Origin of the sequence: Fibrobacter sp. (assembly GCA_024398965.1) — a bacterium.
In the GTDB taxonomy this organism is placed as follows: domain Bacteria; phylum Fibrobacterota; class Fibrobacteria; order Fibrobacterales; family Fibrobacteraceae; genus Fibrobacter.
Map to the genome: position 1 here is coordinate 14087 of JAKSIF010000027.1, position 21368 is coordinate 35454.

Here is a 21368-nt window from a genome sequence, read left to right on the forward strand (position 1 = left end):
TTAAATCTAGCCCTTTGCGTGCTAAGTAGGTATATGGGCCTGGATACAAAGTGTTTTCTCTTGAAACCACGGAGAAACCAGGCTGAAAAGGCTTTTTTTATATAGATTATGGGACATGGACCAGTATATTCATGAATTTGCCCGTTTTTTGCGTTTTCATATGGCATCAATTTCTGTAGGTATTGTGGCTACGTTTTTGATGATTTATGGTTCAAAAATCAATGGATTTTTCAAAAAGATTACCAGAAGCATTCCCTTTATCGGGCGATTTGCTCTTTTTGTAGTCTTGTGTTCTGCTGGCTATGCCTTTGTTAGTTCACAGGCCGCCAGGTATTTTAAATATTTTCTATTGAATCAGAAAGATTTGCCTTTGATTGGAATTGTGGCTGGCAGCTTTATTTTGTTAGCCATTCTTGCCTATCGAGGCAAGGATGTTTAATTAGACAAGGAGGACTTGTGCCTGAAAAAATAATGAATAACGTCAGGGCTGTGATGGCCTTGAATGACTTGAAAATTTACGCAAATACTCCGGCAATAGAAGCTCTGGATTATGCCATCGCTGTTCTGGAAAAACTGGAACAGGTTGGAATTACGGATCCTCTGAAAACCTTGAAATCTCAGGGGAAGTAACCTATGGAACAAGAAATTGATACTTTGAACCAAATGGTGGACAGTGCTGCACAGATCGCTTCTACTGCCGCTGACACTGCGGTCCAGACAGCTCCTGCAACTGTTGATTCCATTTCTCAGACCGCGACGGCTGTTGCTGATACCGTATCCCAGGCTTCTAACTGGATTTTTACACATGGAACATTTTGGGCTCTTGTGCCGCCTATTGTGGCAATTGCCCTGGCACTGATTACAAAGGAAGTTTATTCCTCCTTGTTTGCTGGTGTGGTGATTGGCGCCTTCTTTATCTGTCAGGGTGACTTTAGTGGTTTTCTTAATGCGGTTTTCAAGGATGGTCTGGTTGCCAAGATTTCCGACCCGTGGAATGTCGGTATTCTGTTGTTCCTGGTAATTCTTGGAACTATGGTTGCCCTTATGAATCGTGTAGGCGGCTCCGCTGCCTTTGGAGAATGGGCTCGAACTCATATCAAGACTCGCGTAGGAGCCCAGCTTGCAACCATTTGCCTAGGCATTCTGATTTTCATCGACGACTACTTTAACTGTTTGACTGTGGGTAGTGTCATGCGCCCGGTTACAGATAAGTTTAAGGTTAGCCACGAAAAACTGGCATACCTGATTGACTCCACTGCAGCTCCGGTTTGCATTATTGCACCCATTAGTTCATGGGCGGCAGCAGTATCTGGTTTTGTGGAAGGCGAAAATGGCCTTAGCCTTTTCATTAAGGCAATTCCCTTCAATTTCTATGCCTTGTTCACGTTACTAGCAATTTTCTTCGTTGTTGCCTGGAAAATCGATTTTGGTCCAATGAAAAAATATGAGACCGCTGCAGAAATGATTGAAGCCAAACTTGCCGATGTCGATATTCCGGAAGGCAAGGGCAAGGTTATTGATCTGGTCTTGCCTATTGTTCTGCTTATAGTCCTTTGCACCATCGGCATGATTTATACCGGCGGCTTCTTTGCAAGTGGAGAAGACCATAAGGGATTTGTGGATGCTTTCGCCAACAGCGATGCGTCCATCGGTCTGGTTCTTGGTTCCTTTGCAGCTTTGGTCTTGACTGTAGTCATGTATATGGCTCGCGGAGTTCTGCGTTTTGAAAAGTGCATGGAATGTCTGCCCGCAGGTTTCAAGGCCATGGTGCCTGCAATCTTGATCCTTTGCCTGGCCTGGACGTTGAAGGGTGTTACCGATACCATGGGCGCAAAGGAATTTGTAGCTGGCGTGGTGAGCGGCGGTGCAGCAAACCTTATGAACTTTATGCCTGCCATCATCTTTGTGATTGCTGCCTTCCTTGCTTTTGCAACAGGAACTTCATGGGGAACCTTCGGTATCTTGATTCCTATTGTGGTGGCTGCCTTCAGTGGTGTAGACTATAACCTGATGGTAATTTCTATTTCCGCCTGCATGGCTGGAGCCGTTTGCGGAGACCACTGCTCTCCCATTTCTGATACCACTATTATGGCAAGTGCTGGAGCCCAGTGTGAACATGTGAACCACGTGAACACCCAGTTGCCTTACGTGCTATTTGTGGCCACCATTTCCTTTGTGACCTACATTGTTGCCGGATTTACCCGCAGCGCAGTTCTGTCCTTGATTCTTGGGGCGGCTATGATTGTGGGAGGCCTGTTTGTGATGAAGAAAAAATTTGCCCGGTAATGAAAATCGCGGTTATTCCTTGCCGATTTTTATCTGGGCGAGGATGACTGCGGTGAACATCAAAATGCAGCCGATGCCTTCTTGAAGGGAAAAATGTTCGTTGAGAATAGCCCAACCGCCAAGGACGGCGAATACAGATTCAAGGCTCATCAGTAGCGATGCTATGGTGGGCCTTATCTTGTTTTGTGCAACAATCTGCAGGGTGAATGCGACTCCGCTAGAGAGTATGGCTGCGTACAGCAGTGGAATCCATGCGCCGGCGTGGGAGTAAATCTTCACTGCATTAACGAGTCCTGCGGAGGAACATTCCATGTCTACCAGTACCATAGGGATGGCGCTCATGACGCAGGCAACAAGACATTGGATTGCGGAAAGTCGAACGTTGTCTACCTCGGTGCCGTATTTGTCGATAATCAGAATTTGAATGGCGAAAGAAAGTGCGCAAAGAAGCAGAACGCCGTCGGAAGCCTGAACAGAAAATCCTTCCTTGATACAAAGCAGGTAGAGGCCGACCAGGGTGAGCCCTACGCAAAACCAGATCTTGGCAGAAATTTTTTTGCCAAGAAAAACGCTCAAGACGGGAACCAGGATAATGTAGCAGGTGGTAAGAAATCCGGACTTTCCGGCGGAAGACCCCAGGAACAGCCCCAGCTGTTGAAAATTCGTTCCAAAGGCGAGGGCGATGCCGCAAAGAATTCCTGCCTTCCATAGTTTGCGGTTTTCTGCGGGATTTTTCGGCTTACGGGGGCTTTTCCCCGCAACATCCAAAATTTTAGCCAGTCCGAACAAAAGGAAGGTGGCTATGAAGTTACGAACGCAGGTGAAAACGAAAGGGCCTGCGCTATTGCCTTCCGCCTGGGCTACAAAGGTGGTTCCCCATATGAAGGCTGCTAAAATGAGCAAAAAGCTGTATCCGAGGTTTGCCATGCCGTATATATAGAAAAAATGGGATTTTTTACAAAAAATGCACTTTGTTGTTGATTTTGTTCACATAAAAGAGGACTCAATGCGTTTATCTTCTTACAATTTGCCGGAAAAGAGGCCTCTTTTGTAGTTTAGTTGCAGTAAAGTAAAAAAAAGGTGGTGCCTATGAAGTCCCATAACATGTTCATTGTGAAGCAAACAATTGCCTTTATGGCCATAGCAATCGCTCTAGGCTGGATTTACGGATAAACTTTTCCAATATACGAGAGAGAAGGTCGACGCTGTTTTCGGATGGCGTCGGCTTTTTTTATGGGAAAAAAGCCCCAGGGAAAAATCCCTAGGGCTTATATGGAGTGTGTTTTGTGCTATGTAATCTAGATTTTGAAGAAACACATTTGTAGGATCATGGAATATATCCCTTTGTAATTATTGCAAAGGTGAATGGGGGCGATAGGGTGAAATTTTGAGTGGCGTAGGCTATCTTATATTCGATAAATTATGTAGAATTAGGAATGGCCTATGCTGAATATTGACGAAATTGGTGATTACAGAGATCTGCTGAAGAATTACTATGCCCAGCGCAAGCTGGAGCTTCCTCTGTATTCCTACAAGATGATGGGCCAAAAGCTGGGGCTTGAAACCAGCCAGATGTTCCGTGTGCTGAACAAGGAACTTCACTTGCCCAATCGTAGCATACCCCTGGTCAAGGATCTGCTCGACCTGAAGGGCCGTAGTGGTGAACTGTTTGAAATTCTGGTGGCGGCATCCAAGACCAAGTCTCCGGCAAAAAAAGACAAGCTTTATAAGATGGCGCTGTCCCTGAAGGACGTTAAGATGCGCCAGCTCAATACAAACGAACTTTTGTTCTTGGGTAAGTGGTGGATTCCTGTGGTCCGCACCTTGATCGAAATGAACAACGGTTCGGCAGTAGTTTCTCAGTTGGTCAAGCAGATTACACCAACGGTTTCTAAGGAACAGGTGGAAGAGGCTATCCGCGTATTGAGGGAACTGAAATTGATTACTCCCTTGGCTTCTGAACGTTTTGCCGTTGGTCAGACCAATTTCACATCGTCGGGTACGGCCAAGGTGACTGCGATTCGCAGCTACCAGAATCAGCTTTTGGCGCTGGCACAGAACGCTTTGGCAACAGTTGAACCGGAACAGCGAAACATGTCTTCGTTGTTGGTTGGCGTAGACGAGGATTGCTTTAACGACCTTAAGGAAATGACTTTGGAATTCCGTCGTCAGGTGCAGAAGCGAGTTGAAGAAGTGCAGAAACCGACGAAGGTGATGCAGTTCATGTTCTCTCTGTTCCCCGTGGCCGATATGAACATGGGAGTGAATGGTGGCTCTGCAGGTAAGTCTGTTGCGGGCGGTGTCGCAAAAACCGGTGAGGCTTCCGCAGCGAAAGGGGTGAAGAAATGAGGTGTGGTATGGTAAAGAATTTCTGGCGAGGCGCACTGCCTTTGGCTGCGTCTACTTTTGCTGCCGTCGGTTTATCCGCTGGCCTTATGGCCTGTTCTTCCGATGAAAAGGTGGCTGGTGTCAGCACCGTAGAAACAGAAAATGCCTATGTCATTAAGGTTGTGGACGAAGGTGGCGTTCCCGTTGCTAATGCCACGGCTCGTTTAAGGCCTGCCGATTATTTGCCAGAGCTGAATTCTGCATTGACGAAAAAATCTGTGGCAGAAGACTCGGATATTATGATGCCGGCGGATAGTTCGGTGAAGCCGATGGATCTCTCCAGGGGAACTTGTTACAAGGATCGTCAAATTTGTGTGTATAGGTCCGATTCTCTCGGGTTTATTTCTCTTGATAGCCTGATTGCGGATTCCATGACTCTGGAAATCCTGGATGGTCAACGTGGTTCCTTTACGACGCTTGTTGCCAATGAAATTCAGGAGGGAGATTCTGCTGAAATCACGATAAATCCCTATGGTATGATGGTCGGCAAGGTTGATTTGCCCGAGGGTGAAAAATTTGCTTGGGTTCAAATCTATGGTACCGACCGCAAGATGAAAACAGATAGTCTCGGTAATTTTGGATTTGGATTGCTTGCACCAGGTGACTATCGCATTCGTATTGTGGTTGGCGAAACTGTTACGGAAGAATCGAAGAATGTCGTACCTTACGTAAGGCCTGCGGAGTCTTCTTCCAGTTCTTTGCCAGAGTCCTCCAGTTCCGAGGAAGTCCTCAACTACTTGAGTGTCTTGGATTTTGAAAATGGACTAAAGTCCAACATCGTGTTCGCCGGAGATTCCTGTGAACTTTACCTGAAGCCGACGGATACCACATCGGTGGTGATGTCTCCGGGAGAATATGAGGCTGAATTGTCCATTGTGGAGGCGGGCGCAGGTCGCGAAGGCCATGCCATGCATTGGACTACTTCTGCGAAGACTGGCCAGTGGTCTTTCATGGGCCTGTGGATGTGCTCCAGCACCAATCCCTGTGATTTCAGCGTGGTGGACTCCATCGTGTATTACGTCCGCGGTACGGGCTCCTATTCCTTCAATCTGGAAACCATTATTGAAGGTGCTGCCGGCAAGGCCGTGTTCCTGGACACCTTGCAGAGTGCTGATGAATGGGAGCGTGTGGTGATCAAAGCTTCCGATTTCATGGAAGGCGATAGCACCTACGGCAACATGGGCTGGGACTTTGTCAGCAAGCAGGTGACCAACATCGCGGTTCCCGCTTACTTTGATACAGAAATCTGGATCGATGACATTCGATTCTACGGCGTTACCAAGGAAGACTTGCCGTAAACTTTTGGCTGTTTCATAAAGCGGAACAGATAAAGAAATGGATGAAAAAAGGCAGGCTCTTTCGAGTCTGCCTTTTTTAGCTGTCATTGGATCCTATCGGACGCAAAGCGTCCTCCAGGATGACGTGCGGTTCTATTAGCGAACAACCTTGCGGTCGTCTTCGGTCATAGCGAGGAATTGGACTCCTACGGAGTCCCAGCCGTAGCGGCTCGGAAATGCCCATATAAATATGGTCACATCACTCGCCTTGGACGGCTGTCTGCGACGGTCATCTGACCCTTGGGCACACCTTCGATGTGAATGCATTTGCAAAAAAAAACAGGCTTCAAAAGAAGCCTGCTTTTAAGAACCTAAGATTGATTTAGACTAGCGAACGACCTTACGATCATCAGCAGTCATATCCAAGAAGGCCTGAACAGTCATGCTGCCCTTATCGCCTTCCTTACGCTTGTTGACGGAAACCTTGCCTTCGGCCATTTCCTTTTCGCCAACGATGATCTTGTACGGAACCTTCTGGAGTTCGCACTGACGGAACTTGTAGCCCAGCTTTTGACGCCTGCGGCGTCCGCGGCTGCACCTCGGTCATAAAATTATGCGAGCATAATTTTGCGACACTCGGTTTGCACGCTTTTCGTTGGATTCGTCGATGTCGCAGCGGACGCCGGCGTTCACCAGTTCGCGTTCCACCTTGTGGGCGTATTCAGCGAACTTTGGACGCCGATGGCGTCCGCACTACGGCTCACCAATAAAAATACGCAAGCGTATTTTTGCAGGATTCGCCTTGTATGCTATTCAGAAATGGGGAGGACGCGTGCCTGGACCGGAGCGAGCCACAGCGGGAAATCGCCCATGAATTCTTCGATGAGGATGCCCAGGAAGCGTTCGATGGAACCCACGGCTGCACGGTGCAGCATAACGGGGATGTGCTTCTGGTTGTCCTTACCCACATATTCTGCACCGAGGCGCTGCGGGAGGTTGAAGTCCACCTGGATGGTACCGCACTGCCAATCACGGCCGAGGGAATCCTTCAGGGTGAATTCAAGCTTCGGGCCGTAGAAGGCGCCTTCGCCCGGGTTCAAGATGTAGTCGAGGCCAGCAAGCTTGGTGGCTTCTTCGAGAGCGGCTTCAGCCTTGTCCCAAAGTTCGTCAGAACCCACGCGGCGTTCCGGACGGGTGGAGAACTTCACCACGATGGAATCGAAACCGAAGTCGTGGTAGATTTGACGCCTTCGGCGTCCGTGGCTACGCTCGGTCATGCCAGTCTGCAAGCAGCCTGTCGCGACACTCGCTTGCACACTTTTCCTTCACGAGAGCGCAGAAGTCTGCCACTTCGGAAGCGATCTGTTCTTCGGTACAGAAGATATGAGCGTCATCCTGCACGAAGCCGCGGACGCGCATCAAACCGTGCATGGTACCGGCAGGTTCGTAACGGTGGCACTTACCGAATTCAGCAAGACGCATCGGGAGATCACGCCAGCTGCGGAGGCCGGTGTTGAAGATCTGAATGTGGCAGGGGCAGTTCATGGGCTTCACAGCCATTTCAACGTCGCCAGCCATGGTCTTGAACATGTTTTCGTTGTACTTGTCGGCGTGGCCGGACTTGATCCACAAAGTCTTGTGGCGACTTCGTCGCCTCCCGCATCGGCTCGGCTATGGGCAAACGCGTTTGCCCGCAGCACTCGCCTTGGGCGGTAGTCACGATTGGGATGCAAGCATCCCAGCTCTTCGGCTCGGCAATGGACAAACGAGTTTGTCCGCTGCTCTCGCCTTGCATCGCTGTCCGGAGTAATGACTTCAAGGTAGCCACGAAATCTGCTTATTATGGGCGTTCCCCGCACTATCGTGTGGGTCGGGCTATATTGCAAGGCCACCCGTGCGCACCTGCGGCACGCCCGCGCGGCTCTTGCAACCAAGCCTCGCTCCGCGAGTCTTGTCCCCAAGGGGTCACTATCCCTAACGCAAAACATCTTCATGCTTAAATTGATTCTTTTGAAGAAATTATAATTACCAGGTATTCGTCTTGAAGGTGATGGACCTCTGCTATGTCGAGGCGGATCTCCTGACAAAACGTTTAGGCGACACCTTGGAAATCGAATATGGCCCCGACCGTGTGGAATCAACATGCACGTGCTATAGCGACCACTGGTTCGATATTGCCCCCGAAAACAAGGACATCAGGTATTTCAAGTTCAGCGGAAAAATCTACGAAATTGACCCCGGCCCCGCTCCAGGACCTTCGAAAAAAGTAAAAAAAGCAGACGAAGGCCCTGAACTGACAGATGCCCGAGACGGACAAGTTTACAAGACGATTCAACTCGGCGAACAGACCTGGACGGCCGAAAATCTCAACTTTGAAATTGAAGATGGTGTCCAAAGTTGGTGCAACGGAAACAAAGGCGAAAACTGCGATAAGTACGGTCGTCTATACACACTCGCCGCCGCAAAGACAGCCTGCCCACCCGATTGGCACTTGCCTTCAGTTGATGAGTGGCCCACAAAGGGGAATGGTGGCTACTCGGCGTTTTACGCTTATGGCGTTGAGGGTTGGGGAAATGCAAAAGACGAATACGGGTTCGCAATTTTGCCCGCAGGGAACTATCAAGCAGAATTCCAAAATTATCTTGAGCCGGGCCTTTTAGCATTCTTTTGGACATCCACAATAGACAAACTCAATCATAATTGTCCTAAAATGATTCATGTTGGCGACGGTTCCGAAGGAATGGTAAGCGTCTGTAGCGACAACGAAAACGACGGATTATCAGTCCGCTGCGTAAAGGACTAGATTTACAATATTATATTTATAGCCATGAACATAAGGCTGCGTAAAATTCTGAGAAAAATATTCCTTTCTTCTACCGCGTTTCTATGGTTCGGATGCGATAACGGCTCTACTGATGATGGTCTTTCCTTCAAGTATGACACTTCCATCAATTACGACGAAAATTTCTTCGCATTGGATTCCATTTCGGACTGTGCCAAGACCCAAGTCGATGTCGAGGAAATCGAAAGTCAAGATACCGTATTCATCGAAAATGACAATGGGCAAAACAGAATCTTTTTTCCTACGCAAATATACTATTCAAAGGATAATGTGAAATCCATTGGTGTCCATATCAACGAAGACACCTTGACTGTTGCTCTGATTGAAAAAGAAAAGACCCCAAATATTAGCCTTGATTGTCCCGTTAGAGTCTATGCAACTCAAATAAACGATGCAGACCTGAATGGCAAGATTCTTAAAATACAATATACCGGAAAATTGCCGCTCGTTTATCGCAAAAACGCATTGTATGGTAGTTCAACGGAATGCCATAGTGAAATTCAATGTGAAAATATGGATGAATCGGACATCAGCACATGGGCATTCACTGTAAAAGATTCCGTCGGCAACGATATAAAATACATCACCGACACAAGATATGTTGAAAAGAACAGTTGGGGACAAGGCGACTATACAACGACAGAAACATTCACAGTCAGAAAAGACGGTTCAAGAAAAGTCAGACACGCGATGCAATACTCGAATGGAGACACACTATGGAGAAAAGAATTTTTTGAGGCAACTGTTTCAATTTGCAAGGAAATGGTCGAAAATCAATGTTGTAGAAATCCCGAAAGATGCATTATACATGAAGAAGATGCTTTGAAGATAAACTGTTACGCCACATTCTTACCCCTTGAAACAGGCGATTCTTTGAAGATTGCTGAATGCGAAAATGGGCAGATGTTCCTTTATGAACCTGATGATATTTTTTGGAGAGATGACAAGGATATTCCCGAAGGGGTCGAACGTAATTTCACGCCAAAAGAAAATGTTGGTGTAAATTGTGAAAGGGAACTATCGTGCTATGATGGATATGACGCGCAAGGAAATCCGTTTGGGGATTGCGCTTACACACCATTTTGTCCGCCGAAGCCTGTGATAGTAGAAAAGGCAGAAAACAAGGTTTCGAACAATGTCTTATGGTAGATTGTTTGTGGTTTCTTCATGTTAAAAACGCATAAGAGGATTTGAGAAATGAATAAGAGCCTAATTTACCTGATAGCCGTTTCTCTGTGGCTTCTGGCCTGTAGCGATTCGTCGTCGGAACCGCAAAAAGAAGAATATGATATAAGCGGATGCTGCTCCGGGGAATGGACTATCGAAAGAATCATTTCGATCAATAGTCTTGGAGATACCATAAACATACGAAATGGAGATTCCACATATACAAATAAGGGCGTGTGCAATCCACCGCCTCCGAGTGTAATGACTTTCATGTGTGCGGAAACTCCGTTTAGATTTGTTGATTCTGTCGTTATAGATTCAAGCATTTCATCTTCTAGCGAACAACTTTCTTCATCTTCGCTTCATAATTCCGATTCTATCCAAACACTGGAAGCATTTCTCGAAGAATACGACATAACAGACTATTCCTTTGATAAAAATGTTCTCGCTTACAACGAGACTTCCGGCTACTGCGATGCGTTGCAGAACACCTGCTTCGAAGCACCGGGCATAAGCGAGTTCAGAACATTAGGGCTGCACAGGTTCGAGGCAAACGACATCACTGCATTGACGACAATTTTTCCGCACGCTGCGGCAGCGATGAACAATAAAATCGAGGGGTGCCCGCTTTATGTGCTGAATATCAGCGACACTTCGCCCGCAATCCACATTCTCACCAACATCACGAAAGACACCGTCACCATCGTAAATATCAGCGACGAGTGCGCCTATGTGCCGAGACCCTTCGACATGAATGTCGGATTCTTGTTCACCTATTGCGACGAACTTTCCGAAAATCCCGAAGTCGTCACCACACAAGTGTTTGACGACAAAATGGAATGCGGAACAATTGAATACGCGGAATGCATAAGCGAAAGACTCTAAAAATCAACCAAATCTATGGCGGGGGGCAAAATATAAACGGATGCACAGCCCTCATGATAATAAGCCAAAAGATTTTTTGCTGCGAAACAGAGCCAACTAACTTTAGGGCACCTCTAATAATTGCTTTGAATGAAGAAAATCACGGAGAACCGAGCGATTGCAGGAACGAAAAATGGCCAATACTGGAGGTATTGGCCACTTTTGAGAGACGAACAAGCGCGATGTGTTACACGTGATTTTCTGAAAATGAATTATTAGAGGTGACCTTTAGTCCTTCAGACACCGAACAGACCTGGCTGAGTCCATAGCCCCTCTATCGGCGTTATCCGAAAAAGAGTTGGTCAAGTTGGAACGATCGTCTGCCCATCCCAAACGCAGGAAATCGGCTACGCAGCTGCCCTTACTGGTAGTCCAAAAGTAGGCGTTATCGCCGACGCCGTAGAATTCATGGACTGTGTAAGTAATATTCCTATTAGCATAGGTACCAGCAGGCAAAGCTGAGAAACCTTTGGAATCAGAGCCATTGCCAACATATTGACTATTACTCTTCCAACCACTGGTTGATTTAAGATTAGCCCCTGCAACACTATAACCGCCAACATAACTAATTAGAGTTAGAAACTCTGATGCACTAGGCACGTGCCAGCCAACCGGACATACTCCACGGACGATTCCACGTGGGGAGCTAGAAGCATGACAGCCACAACCCTTGCCTGCAGTAGAAAATACAGCCGCCGAATCTACGGTCGCAGACCACGTATAAAGTCGACCATACTTGGAACAGGAATCCGCATAGCAGTAACTACGGGCCGTTCTATTGTTGTAATCGTAATTCAAATTTTCAGCCATCCAAGTCTGCGAACCGATCTCCACGGTCTTGTACACTTGGCCATCGCGGTCATCAATAATTTCGCCATAAGAAATTGCAGGATTCAAGTATTGCCATACGAGTTTTTCGATACTACTACTGGACTCTACAGAACTGGAGGATACCGCACTGCTGGAACTTTTTGCAGAAGACGAGCTAGCGACACTGGATGAACTAGCTGCACTGCTACTACTTTTGACAGAGGAACTGCTCACAAATGACGAAGAAGACGTTGCAGAACTGGAGGATACCGCACTGCTGGAACTTTTTGCAGAAGACGAGCTAGCGACACTGGATGAACTAGCTGCACTGCTACTACTTTTGACAGAGGAACTGCTCACAAATGACGAAGAAGACGTTGCAGAACTGGAGGATACCGCACTGCTGGAACTTTTTGCAGAAGACGAGCTAGCGACACTGGATGAACTAGCTGCACTGCTACTACTTTTGACAGAGGAACTGCTCACAAATGACGAAGAAGACGTTGCAGAACTGGAGGATACCGCACTGCTGGAACTTTTTGCAGAAGACGAGCTCAAGAACAGAGTCGCCCCACCAATAATTTCTTCCTCAGCAGAAGCCTCCTTTGCAGAAATCTTTGTCCACTCGCCATCTAAACAGCGGCGAAAATCCTTACCAATTGCTTCAGCTACCCAGCCATCCAACTTTTCGTCACAAACTTTTTCTCCACTACCGTCAGCTAATGCAATAACATCTTTAGTTCCTTTTTCCACAGAATTAGAACCGCTATCGTCACCACAAGCTATAAAAAAAAGAGATGACACTAAAGCCATTGACGAAAGTATTTTTATAAACATTGTTGACTCCTTTAGTGGCTCACTTTTTCCAACAGAAAAATTTGTATTCCTAGTTGATTTTTCAGGCCTAGGCGACATTGTCTAGATGAACCCTTTCGAAATATACATCCGAAGGCGTGTTCCAGTCAAGGGATGAATGCAATCTTTCGTCGTTATAGCGTACAAAGTATTCCTTCAAGCCTTGCCTGCACTCGGTTACCGTTTCATAGCCCCTGATGTAGATGTCCTCCTGTTTCAACGTTCTCCAGAAGCGTTCAACGAATATGTTGTCGTAGGCCCTACCCTTGCCGTCCATGGAGAGCCTTGTCGGGCATCCCTCCCAAGTGAATATGCCGGTGAACTGTTCTGACGTGTACTGGCAGCCCTGATCCGTATTGAACACTTCCGGCCAGCCGTACGTGTTGATCGCTTCGCGCACGGCCTCCTCGCAAAATTCCGTTGACAGCGTGGTCGAAAGCCGCTTGTCGCATTCTGTAGAAAGAAGGCTCGTCATTGGCTAATCTGGTTCGGGTGGACGTCAAACTCGGAGGCGAGTTCTGCCAGAGTCTTGTCTTCGCGAAGCGTGGCCAGAACGACCTTGGTCTTGAAAGCGTCATCAAGCACCCTGCGGGTGCGTTGCGACGTGGCGTTGATGCTTTCTTTGCTGCTTGCTGGTTTTGAGGCGTTGTTTTTCATTTTTTGATTCCATTTTTTAGTTGAATTTCGCTTTTGTTTTTTCACCTGAGGAATCGAATTTTTCTGTCTCAAATTTTTAGGCCACTATAGGCATTGAATGGTCGAGTTTTTTTTATTTAACATCTATCTGAAAATAGACAAATCGAGATAGCGAAAATTCGCTACACAAAAAAGCCCTGCCACATTTCTGTGACAAGGCAGAATACTTTAGATCCTTCAACCTGATGCCTTACAGCATCATGCTCAGGACTAGTCGCGGAACTAGCGCACGACTTTTCTATCGTCTTCGGTCATAGCGAGGAACTGAGCGACAGTCATAGCGCCTTTGTCGCCGTCCTTGCGCTTACGCACGGACACAACGCCATCGGCAACTTCCTTTTGGACCCCTTCGGAGTCCCAGCCGTAGCGGCTCGGCACAAACATCAAAGCGAGTAAAGCAGAAAAGCTTGCTTTTCTATTTTCGAGCGACATGTTTGGTACTTGTACAATGCCCACGCAAGCGTGGTCGCTGCTCTCGCCTTGCATCGCTGTCCGGAGTAATCACTTCCAGTTAACCGCGAAATCTGCTTATTATGGGCGTTCCCGCACATTCTGTGCGGTCGGGCTATATTGCAAGGCCACCCGTGCGCACCTGCGGCACGCCCGCGCGGCTCTTGCAACCAAGCCTCGCTCCGCGAGTCTTGTCCCCAAGGGGTCACTATCCCTAACGCGAATGCAAAATAGTGCTTTTTTGTTCATTTTCTTATTGACTTTAGGTTGAAATTTATGTATATTATTAAGGAGCTGGTCGAAAGACCCAGGTTCAACCTAACTAGGCGGGCAAACTGTCCGCCATTTTTGTTTGGAGAATTTGATGAGTTGCCTAAGTATTTTTGTGGATGAGAGTGGGGATTTCGGCCCTTACGATTCAAAATCCCCATATTACATTGTGACACTCGTCATCCATGACCAATCAAAAGATATAAGCAACCATGTTCAAACTTTGAACGCCAAGGTCCAGTCGCTTGGATTCGGCAACGATTTTGTCATTCACACAGCACCACTTATTCGCAGGGAAGAAATCTTCGTCAACGAGCCTCCAAACAAAAGAAGGTCTCTTTTTATAAGCCTGTTTTTCTTCGTCATGAAATCTCCGATTTCCTACAAGACTTTCGTCTTCGAAAAGCGACAAGGCGAAACTACTTTGGCTTTAGAAGGTCGTATGGCCCGCGAAATGTCTCTGTTCATCCGACAAAACCTAGCCTTCTTTCAAAAATTTGAGGATGTTGTCCTTTATTATGACAACGGCCAACACGAGTTGAACAGGATTTTGAATTACATCCTTTCAACGGAACTATCCTCTTATACACTCCGAAAAGTGCTTCCCAAGGATTATAAGTTATTCCAAGTTGCCGACTTGATTTGTACCTTACAGCTTCTCAGCCTAAAATGCGAAAGTGGAGAACTTTCTAAATCAGAGCAACTTATATTCCACAGTAAGCGAGAACTAAGAAAGACTTTTTTAGGCCCAATACAAAAGAAACGATTTAATTAGCAATTTTCATTATTGAAATTTCGCTATCTGTTTCTTTATTTCCGCTTCGTTTTTGATGATTGAAGATGTTTCTCCTCGTGCGTTCGGTTCGTTTCCACCACCAAAACTGAGCCAGTTGAAACTTCCCATTATCATAAACTCACTGTCGCAAATGACGATTTTGGAATGATCGTCCCGTTTAATAAAACGGAATAAATTTTTATCTAGCGAATTGAAAAACCTTTCTGATTCCTCATCAATCCCTATTTTGTCAAAACGATTTCGAGGCTTCATTCCATATTTTATGGTTACTTTCACACCTCTATTTATGGCGTTTTCTATATAATCCTTATATAGTTGCAATGTCCGCCAATTAATCCAAGGCGATTGGATGTAAATACTTTGCTTTGCATTTTCAAGAATGTAGATGAAATATTTCTTGTGTTCATCAACTTCAATTGTCTTACCTTCGGTAATATCAATTTTTTCAACAGGCTTTACCTTTTCTTCGACAATCTCCGAAGTCGTTCGTTCGAACGAGTCTTTATTTTCGTTTAGAAGTTCTCTACAGTTGGTCGATACATTGTCATTAAATTTTTGTTCATTAGACAGTCGATCAAAAAGCTCGGTAGCCTCAGAATCCACTTCATAATTTTTGTCTATAGCCAACAGTTTTTCGTTATCTTCGCGATCTTTGTAAAAAAGGCAAAAATACTTGTTGAAGTATTTGTTGGGATCGACTTGCTGAATGTCGATTATATCATATTCTTCATTTTGCAGATTTTCGATCAATACCTGCCGCAACGTTTTGTTGTCTGCAAACTCTTCGTCTAAAGATTCTATTCTAGGACGGATTTTCACATATGGCTTAAATTCAATCGCCCCTTCGCGAGCTTTCTTATCATCTGCATTAAATTTCCCGTCATCAGGAAGTGGAGTTCCATAGATTCCGTCAAAATTTATATAGCTACACATCAATTCTGTAACTATTTCTTTCTCGTTTTCGAGTATCTCAAGTCCGTTCTTTGAAAGCTGGAGAGAATCGCCCTGCTTCAGATATCCCTTTGTCGTAATATCAGCCAAGATATTGTCTAGTATTTTATCATCCAATTGTGTAATTTGTTTCAACTGTTGATAAACGTCCGGGCTGTCAAGCGATTCCAGGTACTTTATCATTTTAAGGACGGAAAGAATAACAGGATGCAGTTTCTGTTCTTTTGCAACAGTGTAGGTCACCTTCGTCCTATACACAGGATAATCAAATTCACGAGCGTCATACCTCATAAATTGAGGATAATAATCGCTAAATTTGTGAACGAGCAACTGCAAATCAGGCTTTATCGATTTATTAGGCATTCTGTGCTCCCATCTTGACAATTTCATACTCATTGCGATTGTTGTTTATGCATTCGATAATCCTTACGAAAGGATTGTCTTGATCAGAACATTTCGCCCTATACAAGAAATTCATATCTCCCACAATAATAAGAAGTTTCTTCGCTCGCGAAAGAGAAACGTTTAGGCGCTTTTCGTCGGCAATAAAGTCAATTTTCGCCTTACCATTGCGTTGTGCGGCACGGACACAATCATAAACGATGATATCCCTGTCACTTCCCTGAAAACTATCGACCGTTCCAATATCAACAATATAGGATCGGAAATTTTTTCTCGGCTGAAGTCGAGAATCTAGCAGTTCCTTTTGCGCTTTATAAGGAGTAATTATTCCAACATCGTATTTTAGCTTCTTGTCATCCATTTCGCGTTTTATGCGATTTAGCACATTGGCAATACATTTTGTGTTGCAATAATTGATTTTTCCTGTTCCTTTCTGCTTATCTTGTTTATCTGGCAACATGCCTGTGTCATACCAAACAACGCTAGACTTGAAACTAAGCTGATGTTTTTTGATTTTGTTGACTTTGTCCAAAGTCTTCAAGGCTCCTTCATAGAAAGCGTTGCTATATAGGTCGCAAATACGCCTTTCTGCACGATAATTGTATGTTAGCGTATGCAATAGATTTTCTCGGTCAACGCTTTGGATTCTTTCAAACAGCCTTTGGAAAAATGATGTTTTCGCCTCGTTCTTATCTTCAATTTTTTCTATTACTTCATCATCGATTATAGGAGCAAGCTGTTTGTGGTCGCCCACAAGTATTAACCTTCTCGCTTTAATACATGGAACAAGCAATTCACTAAGAGTTGCTCGCCCCGCCTCATCGACAATGACCATATCAAAAGTCATGTCTCTAAAATTCTTCCATGAAGAAATCCCAAGAAGAGTTCCAAAAATAAGCCTGATATTATTTGTAAAAAGTGAAGCAAGTTGGGCGTCTTTATTTTCTTTTCTTGCAATGTTGAAGCTCATTTTAGAGGTAATATGTTGCAATTGCTCTTTAAAATCCTTTTGAAGGGTTTGCAATTCGTTCTGAATATTCCCGTTTGAATGGCGAATCGTATTTTTATTAATACGCTCAATATTGTCCCTTAACAATTTGTTCAATACCTTTTCGGGCGTGTAATTTCGAGCCACTTCGCTCATTTTCTTTTCGTCATTTCCAATACGGAGTATCTTGTTCTCAATACCGCAAACCTTTTCAAGAACATTGTCAACGGCCTGGTTGCTTTGGGAGGCAATCAAGATTTTTGCATTTGATCGATTTTTTAAAACTTGGGTCACGATTTCCGTTATTGTAGTCGTTTTTCCTGTGCCAGGAGGTCCCTGTATAATTAGGGCTTCGCAATCATCGTTTAATGACAGACTTTTCCGCACAGCCAGTTTTTGGTTGTCATCTAAATCTTTGTTATAGAATGTCTCAACATCAACTAATTCGTTTTTAATGAATTCTTGAGGGCGGTTTACCTTCCTGAGGAAATTTGGAATGGCGGTATTTCCGTTCTGCAACATTTCAAGGGCCTTTTCTCGTTTTCCCCATATAATTTCTTCTACCTCGTAATCATAACTTAGATAGTATTCATTGCCCTTTTTTAAGCCTAGCGTTTGGTTTTTAGAATCTTCCGATTTAAGGATTGAATATTTTTCAAACTTTATCGTTACGGAATCCCCCGATGACGTGCTCTGAACAACACCTTTTAGTGATTCTCCGTCACGGGTATTTTCTTTCACAATCACAGCTTGTGATTGCTTAAAATCTCTTTTAGGAAAAACTGGATTTTCGTTGCCTTCTTCTACAAAAACAAATGTTGCGGTATCGTTGCCTTTGTCAAGGCTTTTTAGAACCATCTTTTGTGTATTTTTTTTCTCATCTATAGTATTCTTTTCCGCTTTCAGAAGTTCTTCCTCAGAGACTATGCATTTTTTATCTATTTCATATTGAAGGTTTATTCGTTGTCTTTGTTCATATTTATCTTTTAGCGTTTCAATCACTTCGCCAGCGCTATCGCATTCAAAATATCGTGAATTTTGAGTTCCTATTTTAAATTTGTCATTCGTCGGCAATCCATATTTCTGCATTCGTTCCGTAATACTTGGTAACTCTAGAATCTTAAAGCAAAAGAAAAACCTTTGATCATTTTTTGCAGAGCAACAGAAAGTTATATCCCCAACAGAAATTTTTATTTCTTCTCGTTCAGATTTGTCTTTGCCAAATTCTAGATACGCACGGTGACCTTCAATTCTTTTTTGGATATCTTCGGTTACGGCGTATATGTCATAAACATCTTCATGACTTTCGAGCCATTGCTGGCAAATCTTATCCATCACCTGGATTGCAAATTTTTTACTAGGCTCAATCTGGTTTAGCAGGTTTTCTAGATTGTGACATGTGTCGGCAACAGAAATCCTTTCGTCGGGATTTTTCAGAAGCATCTTCTTAATTAACAAGAATATGTCCGCATTGATTTTGTTCAAATAACGGTTGTTTTCAACGACATATTCAAAAATATGCTCTAGTGAGGAATAATCTTCATACTCTTTCGCAAAAGAAAATGAATCAAACTGCGATTCTAACAACATTTTGAGCATGCACAATCCAAGTGAAAATACATCACTGGCTTGGAAGCACTCATTTTGTTCTATTTGTTCAGGAGAATAAAATTTATTGTCTCTTTGAAATTTTAATGCGGCATAAATATAGCAGCGTCCAAAATCAAGCAGATAGGCGTTGTCGTTTCTATCAACAATAATGTTATGCGGGTTGATGTTTCCATGATACATTCCATTCTTATGTATGAAAGCGACTGCATTTACAATTTGTATGTAACATTTTATGAGCGAAGCGTAATTACTTCCGAACCATTGGGCTTTCAAATCCGAATATCCTTCGCCAAAATTCTTATCTACAAAATAAAAGTTTCTAGAATCTTCTTCTATCTTGAGATTGCTGATATTTTTATGAGAAACAGAATTAATTTGCTTGGCAATATCCGAATATTTCCCACAAGAAGGAGTCTTCGCAACGATTTCTATGCGATACTCGTTTCCATTGTATATGCCATATTTAAGGATATCGTTATCCTCTTTGATAATTTGATATTTGCCTAAGATTCTTGAACTCATTTTTTACCCATTATGATTCATCATTTTTAAATATACCTTATTCAATTGAAAACGAACAAATTCCATCAAATGAGAAAAAACGTTTTGGGCGGGTGGGTCGGGTAAGCCAGGGTGTTGCGGGTGCGGCGATTGAGCACCCGCTAGAAGGGGTAGCGGAAGCCCCGACTGGGTGTGGGTCATATAGAAGACGCCCACTCAAAAGAGTGGGCGTGATTATAAGGGCGGGTCGGGGCTGAAGCGAGGGGAAGGCTTTCCCCTCCATACACAAAAAAGACCGCAGCATTTATTGCTACGGTCTTTAATGTTCTAGATCCTTCGACTTCACGCCTTACGGCGTTCCGCTCAGGATGACTCGCTGATGCGTTCCCTTCGACAGGCTCAGGGAACTTAGCGAACGACCTGGCGATCAGCTTCGGTCATAGCGAGGAATTCCTGAACAGTCATAGCGCCCTTATCGCCTTCCTTACGCTTGTTTACGGAAACCTTGCCTTCGGCCATTTCCTTTTCGCCAACGATGATCTTGTACGGAACCTTCTGGAGTTCGCACTGACGGAACTTGTAGCCAAGCTTTTCGTTGGATTCGTCGATGTCGCAGCGGACGCCGGCGTTCACCAGTTCGCGTTCCACCTTGTGGGCGTATTCAGCGAACTTTTCAGAAATGGGGAGGACGCGTGCCTGGACCGGAGCCAACCACAGCGGGAAATCGCCCATGAATTCTTCGATAAGGATGCCGAGGAAACGTTCGATGGAACCCACGGCTGCACGGTGCAGCATAACGGGGATGTGCTTCTGGTTGTCCTTACCGACATATTCTGCACCGAGGCGCTGGGGCAGGTTGAAGTCCACCTGGATGGTACCGCACTGCCAATCACGGCCGAGGGAATCCTTCAGGGTGAATTCAAGCTTCGGGCCGTAGAAGGCGCCTTCGCCCGGGTTCAAGATGTAGTCGAGGCCAGCAAGCTTGGTGGCTTCTTCGAGAGCGGCTTCAGCCTTGTCCCAAAGTTCGTCAGAACCCACGCGGCGTTCCGGACGGGTGGAGAACTTCACCACGATGGAATCGAAACCGAAGTCGTGGTAGATTTCCTTCACGAGAGCGCAGAAGTCTGCCACTTCGGAAGCGATCTGTTCTTCGGTACAGAAGATATGAGCGTCATCCTGCACGAAGCCGCGGACGCGCATCAAACCGTGCATGGTACCGGCAGGTTCGTAACGGTGGCACTTACCGAATTCAGCAAGACGCATCGGGAGATCACGCCAGCTGCGGAGGCCGGTGTTGAAGATCTGAATGTGGCAGGGGCAGTTCATGGGCTTCACAGCCATTTCAACGTCGCCAGCCATGGTCTTGAACATGTTTTCGTTGTACTTGTCGGCGTGACCGGACTTGATCCACAAAGTCTTGTTCACGATTGGGATGCAAGCATCCCAGCTCTTCGGCTCGGCAATGCCCACGCAAGCGTGGTCACAGCTCTCGCCTTGCATCGCTGTCCGGAGTAATCACTTCCAGGTAGCCACGAAATCTGCTTATTATGGGCGTTCCCCGCACTATCGTGTGGGTCGGGCTATATTCTGGGGGTAATCGGCTGCGCTTACGCTTGCCACTCACCTCCCAGAACCAAGCCTCGCTTCGCGAGTCTTGGCCCCAAGGGGTCACTATCCCTAACGCAAATGCGAATAGTTTTGTTATATTAGAGACGACATAGTTTGGCTCCGGCCGAACGTTTGGAATTTATAGAGTTTTTGCTCTTATTCTCTGTCCTGAAACTACCACTTTCTAATGCACTTGAGAATAAGGCGAATGCTCACGTCCCATTTGGGGCGTGGGCCGTTCGTGCTTATTTTGTGCAAGGGTGTGGTAGCCCTCAGGACAGATAAGTGCTTTCGGTTCCACGCCTTTTTTTGTTTGGCCAAGCCGATGTCCTTTTGAATTTGAGTGGAAACAGATCACTTTTATTTGGAAGGACGATAATATGTCAAAGAAAAATTTCGGCACGAAGTGGTGGACTCTTAAACTGCAGGCAGGTACGAAAATTAGTGGAATTATTAAGATTGATTTCTCTAAATACATGAGTATAGTTGAGAAATGGCTCTTCATCAACATGTGTGGGTGGCTTCGCCACCCTTTTTTGTTGACTT

Annotated in this window: 19 protein-coding genes and 1 pseudogene; 9 read left to right on the forward strand and 11 right to left on the reverse strand. The window is 45.3% G+C overall.

Annotation, left to right across the window (positions count from 1 at the left end; translation table 11 throughout):
* The first annotated feature begins 115 nt into the window (after nucleotides 1-115).
* The 3 genes from MJZ26_10630 to MJZ26_10640 are packed head-to-tail and all read left to right on the forward strand — an operon-like array spanning nucleotide 116 to nucleotide 2286.
* Nucleotides 116-439: a DUF3392 domain-containing protein gene (locus MJZ26_10630; protein ID MCQ2106234.1), complete on the forward strand. Its 324-nt coding sequence runs from the start codon at nucleotides 116-118 to the stop codon at nucleotides 437-439.
* A 17-nt stretch (nucleotides 440-456) separates the two neighbouring features.
* The gene (locus tag MJZ26_10635) at nucleotides 457-630 is read left to right on the forward strand and encodes a hypothetical protein (GenBank protein MCQ2106235.1); all 174 of its coding nucleotides are present in this window, start codon (nucleotides 457-459) and stop codon (nucleotides 628-630) included.
* A 3-nt stretch (nucleotides 631-633) separates the two neighbouring features.
* A complete protein-coding gene (locus MJZ26_10640) occupies nucleotides 634-2286 on the forward strand; it encodes a Na+/H+ antiporter NhaC family protein (GenBank protein MCQ2106236.1) in 1653 nt (550 codons plus the stop codon).
* Nucleotides 2287-2298: 12 nt separating this feature from the next.
* Here the strand turns inward: MJZ26_10640 and MJZ26_10645 are convergent, their stop codons facing one another.
* A complete protein-coding gene (locus MJZ26_10645; GenBank protein ID MCQ2106237.1) occupies nucleotides 2299-3213 on the reverse strand; it encodes a DMT family transporter in 915 nt (304 codons plus the stop codon).
* 516 nt (nucleotides 3214-3729) lie between these two features.
* On the opposite strand from MJZ26_10645, the gene MJZ26_10650 reads away from it, so the two are divergent.
* Together MJZ26_10650 and MJZ26_10655 are read left to right on the forward strand one after the other, a co-directional pair.
* Complete coding sequence (locus MJZ26_10650; protein MCQ2106238.1) at nucleotides 3730-4635, forward strand: DUF4423 domain-containing protein; 906 nt, start codon at nucleotides 3730-3732, stop codon at nucleotides 4633-4635.
* Nucleotides 4636-4643: 8 nt separating this feature from the next.
* On the forward strand, nucleotides 4644-5972 hold the full coding sequence (locus MJZ26_10655; protein MCQ2106239.1) for a hypothetical protein: 1329 nt from the start codon (nucleotides 4644-4646) through the stop codon (nucleotides 5970-5972).
* 366 nt (nucleotides 5973-6338) lie between these two features.
* Here MJZ26_10655 and MJZ26_10660 read toward each other — a convergent pair whose 3' ends face one another.
* A complete protein-coding gene (locus tag MJZ26_10660; protein ID MCQ2106240.1) occupies nucleotides 6339-6470 on the reverse strand; it encodes a His/Gly/Thr/Pro-type tRNA ligase C-terminal domain-containing protein in 132 nt (43 codons plus the stop codon).
* Between the two features lie 290 nt (nucleotides 6471-6760).
* Nucleotides 6761-7496: pseudogene (locus tag MJZ26_10665) on the reverse strand (hypothetical protein).
* Between the two features lie 505 nt (nucleotides 7497-8001).
* Between MJZ26_10665 and MJZ26_10670 the strand changes: the two are divergent.
* The gene (locus tag MJZ26_10670; protein ID MCQ2106241.1) at nucleotides 8002-8754 is read left to right on the forward strand and encodes a hypothetical protein; all 753 of its coding nucleotides are present in this window, start codon (nucleotides 8002-8004) and stop codon (nucleotides 8752-8754) included.
* Nucleotides 8755-8835: 81 nt separating this feature from the next.
* Here the strand turns inward: MJZ26_10670 and MJZ26_10675 are convergent, their stop codons facing one another.
* Nucleotides 8836-9042, reverse strand: coding sequence for a hypothetical protein (locus MJZ26_10675; protein MCQ2106242.1), 207 nt, complete (start codon nucleotides 9040-9042; stop codon nucleotides 8836-8838).
* Nucleotides 9043-9063: 21 nt separating this feature from the next.
* On the opposite strand from MJZ26_10675, the gene MJZ26_10680 reads away from it, so the two are divergent.
* Together MJZ26_10680 and MJZ26_10685 are read left to right on the forward strand one after the other, a co-directional pair.
* Nucleotides 9064-9942 carry a hypothetical protein gene (locus MJZ26_10680; GenBank protein ID MCQ2106243.1) on the forward strand — a complete coding sequence of 293 codons (879 nt, stop codon included), beginning with the start codon at nucleotides 9064-9066 and terminating at the stop codon, nucleotides 9940-9942.
* 48 nt (nucleotides 9943-9990) lie between these two features.
* The gene (locus tag MJZ26_10685) at nucleotides 9991-10845 is read left to right on the forward strand and encodes a hypothetical protein (protein ID MCQ2106244.1); all 855 of its coding nucleotides are present in this window, start codon (nucleotides 9991-9993) and stop codon (nucleotides 10843-10845) included.
* 267 nt (nucleotides 10846-11112) lie between these two features.
* Here MJZ26_10685 and MJZ26_10690 read toward each other — a convergent pair whose 3' ends face one another.
* The 4 genes from MJZ26_10690 to MJZ26_10705 form a co-directional block, all read right to left on the reverse strand.
* Nucleotides 11113-12447, reverse strand: a complete 1335-nt coding sequence (locus tag MJZ26_10690; protein ID MCQ2106245.1) for a hypothetical protein — start codon at nucleotides 12445-12447, stop codon at nucleotides 11113-11115.
* A gap of 151 nt (nucleotides 12448-12598) precedes the next feature.
* Complete coding sequence (locus tag MJZ26_10695; GenBank protein ID MCQ2106246.1) at nucleotides 12599-12949, reverse strand: integrase core domain-containing protein; 351 nt, start codon at nucleotides 12947-12949, stop codon at nucleotides 12599-12601.
* Between the two features lie 71 nt (nucleotides 12950-13020).
* The gene (locus MJZ26_10700) at nucleotides 13021-13278 is read right to left on the reverse strand and encodes a hypothetical protein (protein MCQ2106247.1); all 258 of its coding nucleotides are present in this window, start codon (nucleotides 13276-13278) and stop codon (nucleotides 13021-13023) included.
* Between the two features lie 189 nt (nucleotides 13279-13467).
* Nucleotides 13468-13632 carry a hypothetical protein gene (locus MJZ26_10705; protein ID MCQ2106248.1) on the reverse strand — a complete coding sequence of 55 codons (165 nt, stop codon included), beginning with the start codon at nucleotides 13630-13632 and terminating at the stop codon, nucleotides 13468-13470.
* Between the two features lie 427 nt (nucleotides 13633-14059).
* Here MJZ26_10705 and MJZ26_10710 point away from each other — a divergent pair, with 427 nt between their 5' ends.
* The gene (locus MJZ26_10710; protein MCQ2106249.1) at nucleotides 14060-14740 is read left to right on the forward strand and encodes a DUF3800 domain-containing protein; all 681 of its coding nucleotides are present in this window, start codon (nucleotides 14060-14062) and stop codon (nucleotides 14738-14740) included.
* Nucleotides 14741-14749: 9 nt separating this feature from the next.
* Here MJZ26_10710 and MJZ26_10715 read toward each other — a convergent pair whose 3' ends face one another.
* The 3 genes from MJZ26_10715 to thrS form a co-directional block, all read right to left on the reverse strand.
* On the reverse strand, nucleotides 14750-16075 hold the full coding sequence (locus MJZ26_10715) for a phospholipase D-like domain-containing protein (GenBank protein ID MCQ2106250.1): 1326 nt from the start codon (nucleotides 16073-16075) through the stop codon (nucleotides 14750-14752).
* The gene (locus tag MJZ26_10720) at nucleotides 16068-19235 is read right to left on the reverse strand and encodes an AAA domain-containing protein (GenBank protein MCQ2106251.1); all 3168 of its coding nucleotides are present in this window, start codon (nucleotides 19233-19235) and stop codon (nucleotides 16068-16070) included. The genes MJZ26_10715 and MJZ26_10720 overlap by 8 nt, the downstream gene beginning before the upstream one ends.
* Nucleotides 19236-19622: 387 nt before the next feature.
* A complete protein-coding gene (gene thrS / locus MJZ26_10725; protein MCQ2106252.1) occupies nucleotides 19623-20714 on the reverse strand; it encodes a threonine--tRNA ligase in 1092 nt (363 codons plus the stop codon).
* Between the last annotated feature and the right edge of the window lie 654 nt (nucleotides 20715-21368).

Coding starts and splice junctions, on each gene's coding strand:
- MJZ26_10630 (MCQ2106234.1), top strand. CDS start 116: ATGGACCAGTATATTCATGAATTTGCCCGTTTTTTGCGTTTTCATATG.
- MJZ26_10640 (MCQ2106236.1), top strand. CDS start 634: ATGGAACAAGAAATTGATACTTTGAACCAAATGGTGGACAGTGCTGCA.
- MJZ26_10645 (MCQ2106237.1), bottom strand. CDS start 3,213: ATGGCAAACCTCGGATACAGCTTTTTGCTCATTTTAGCAGCCTTCATA.
- MJZ26_10650 (MCQ2106238.1), top strand. CDS start 3,730: ATGCTGAATATTGACGAAATTGGTGATTACAGAGATCTGCTGAAGAAT.
- MJZ26_10655 (MCQ2106239.1), top strand. CDS start 4,644: ATGGTAAAGAATTTCTGGCGAGGCGCACTGCCTTTGGCTGCGTCTACT.
- MJZ26_10670 (MCQ2106241.1), top strand. CDS start 8,002: ATGGACCTCTGCTATGTCGAGGCGGATCTCCTGACAAAACGTTTAGGC.
- MJZ26_10685 (MCQ2106244.1), top strand. CDS start 9,991: ATGAATAAGAGCCTAATTTACCTGATAGCCGTTTCTCTGTGGCTTCTG.
- MJZ26_10710 (MCQ2106249.1), top strand. CDS start 14,060: ATGAGTTGCCTAAGTATTTTTGTGGATGAGAGTGGGGATTTCGGCCCT.
- MJZ26_10715 (MCQ2106250.1), bottom strand. CDS start 16,075: ATGCCTAATAAATCGATAAAGCCTGATTTGCAGTTGCTCGTTCACAAA.
- MJZ26_10720 (MCQ2106251.1), bottom strand. CDS start 19,235: ATGAGTTCAAGAATCTTAGGCAAATATCAAATTATCAAAGAGGATAAC.
- thrS (MCQ2106252.1), bottom strand. CDS start 20,714: ATGCAAGGCGAGAGCTGTGACCACGCTTGCGTGGGCATTGCCGAGCCG.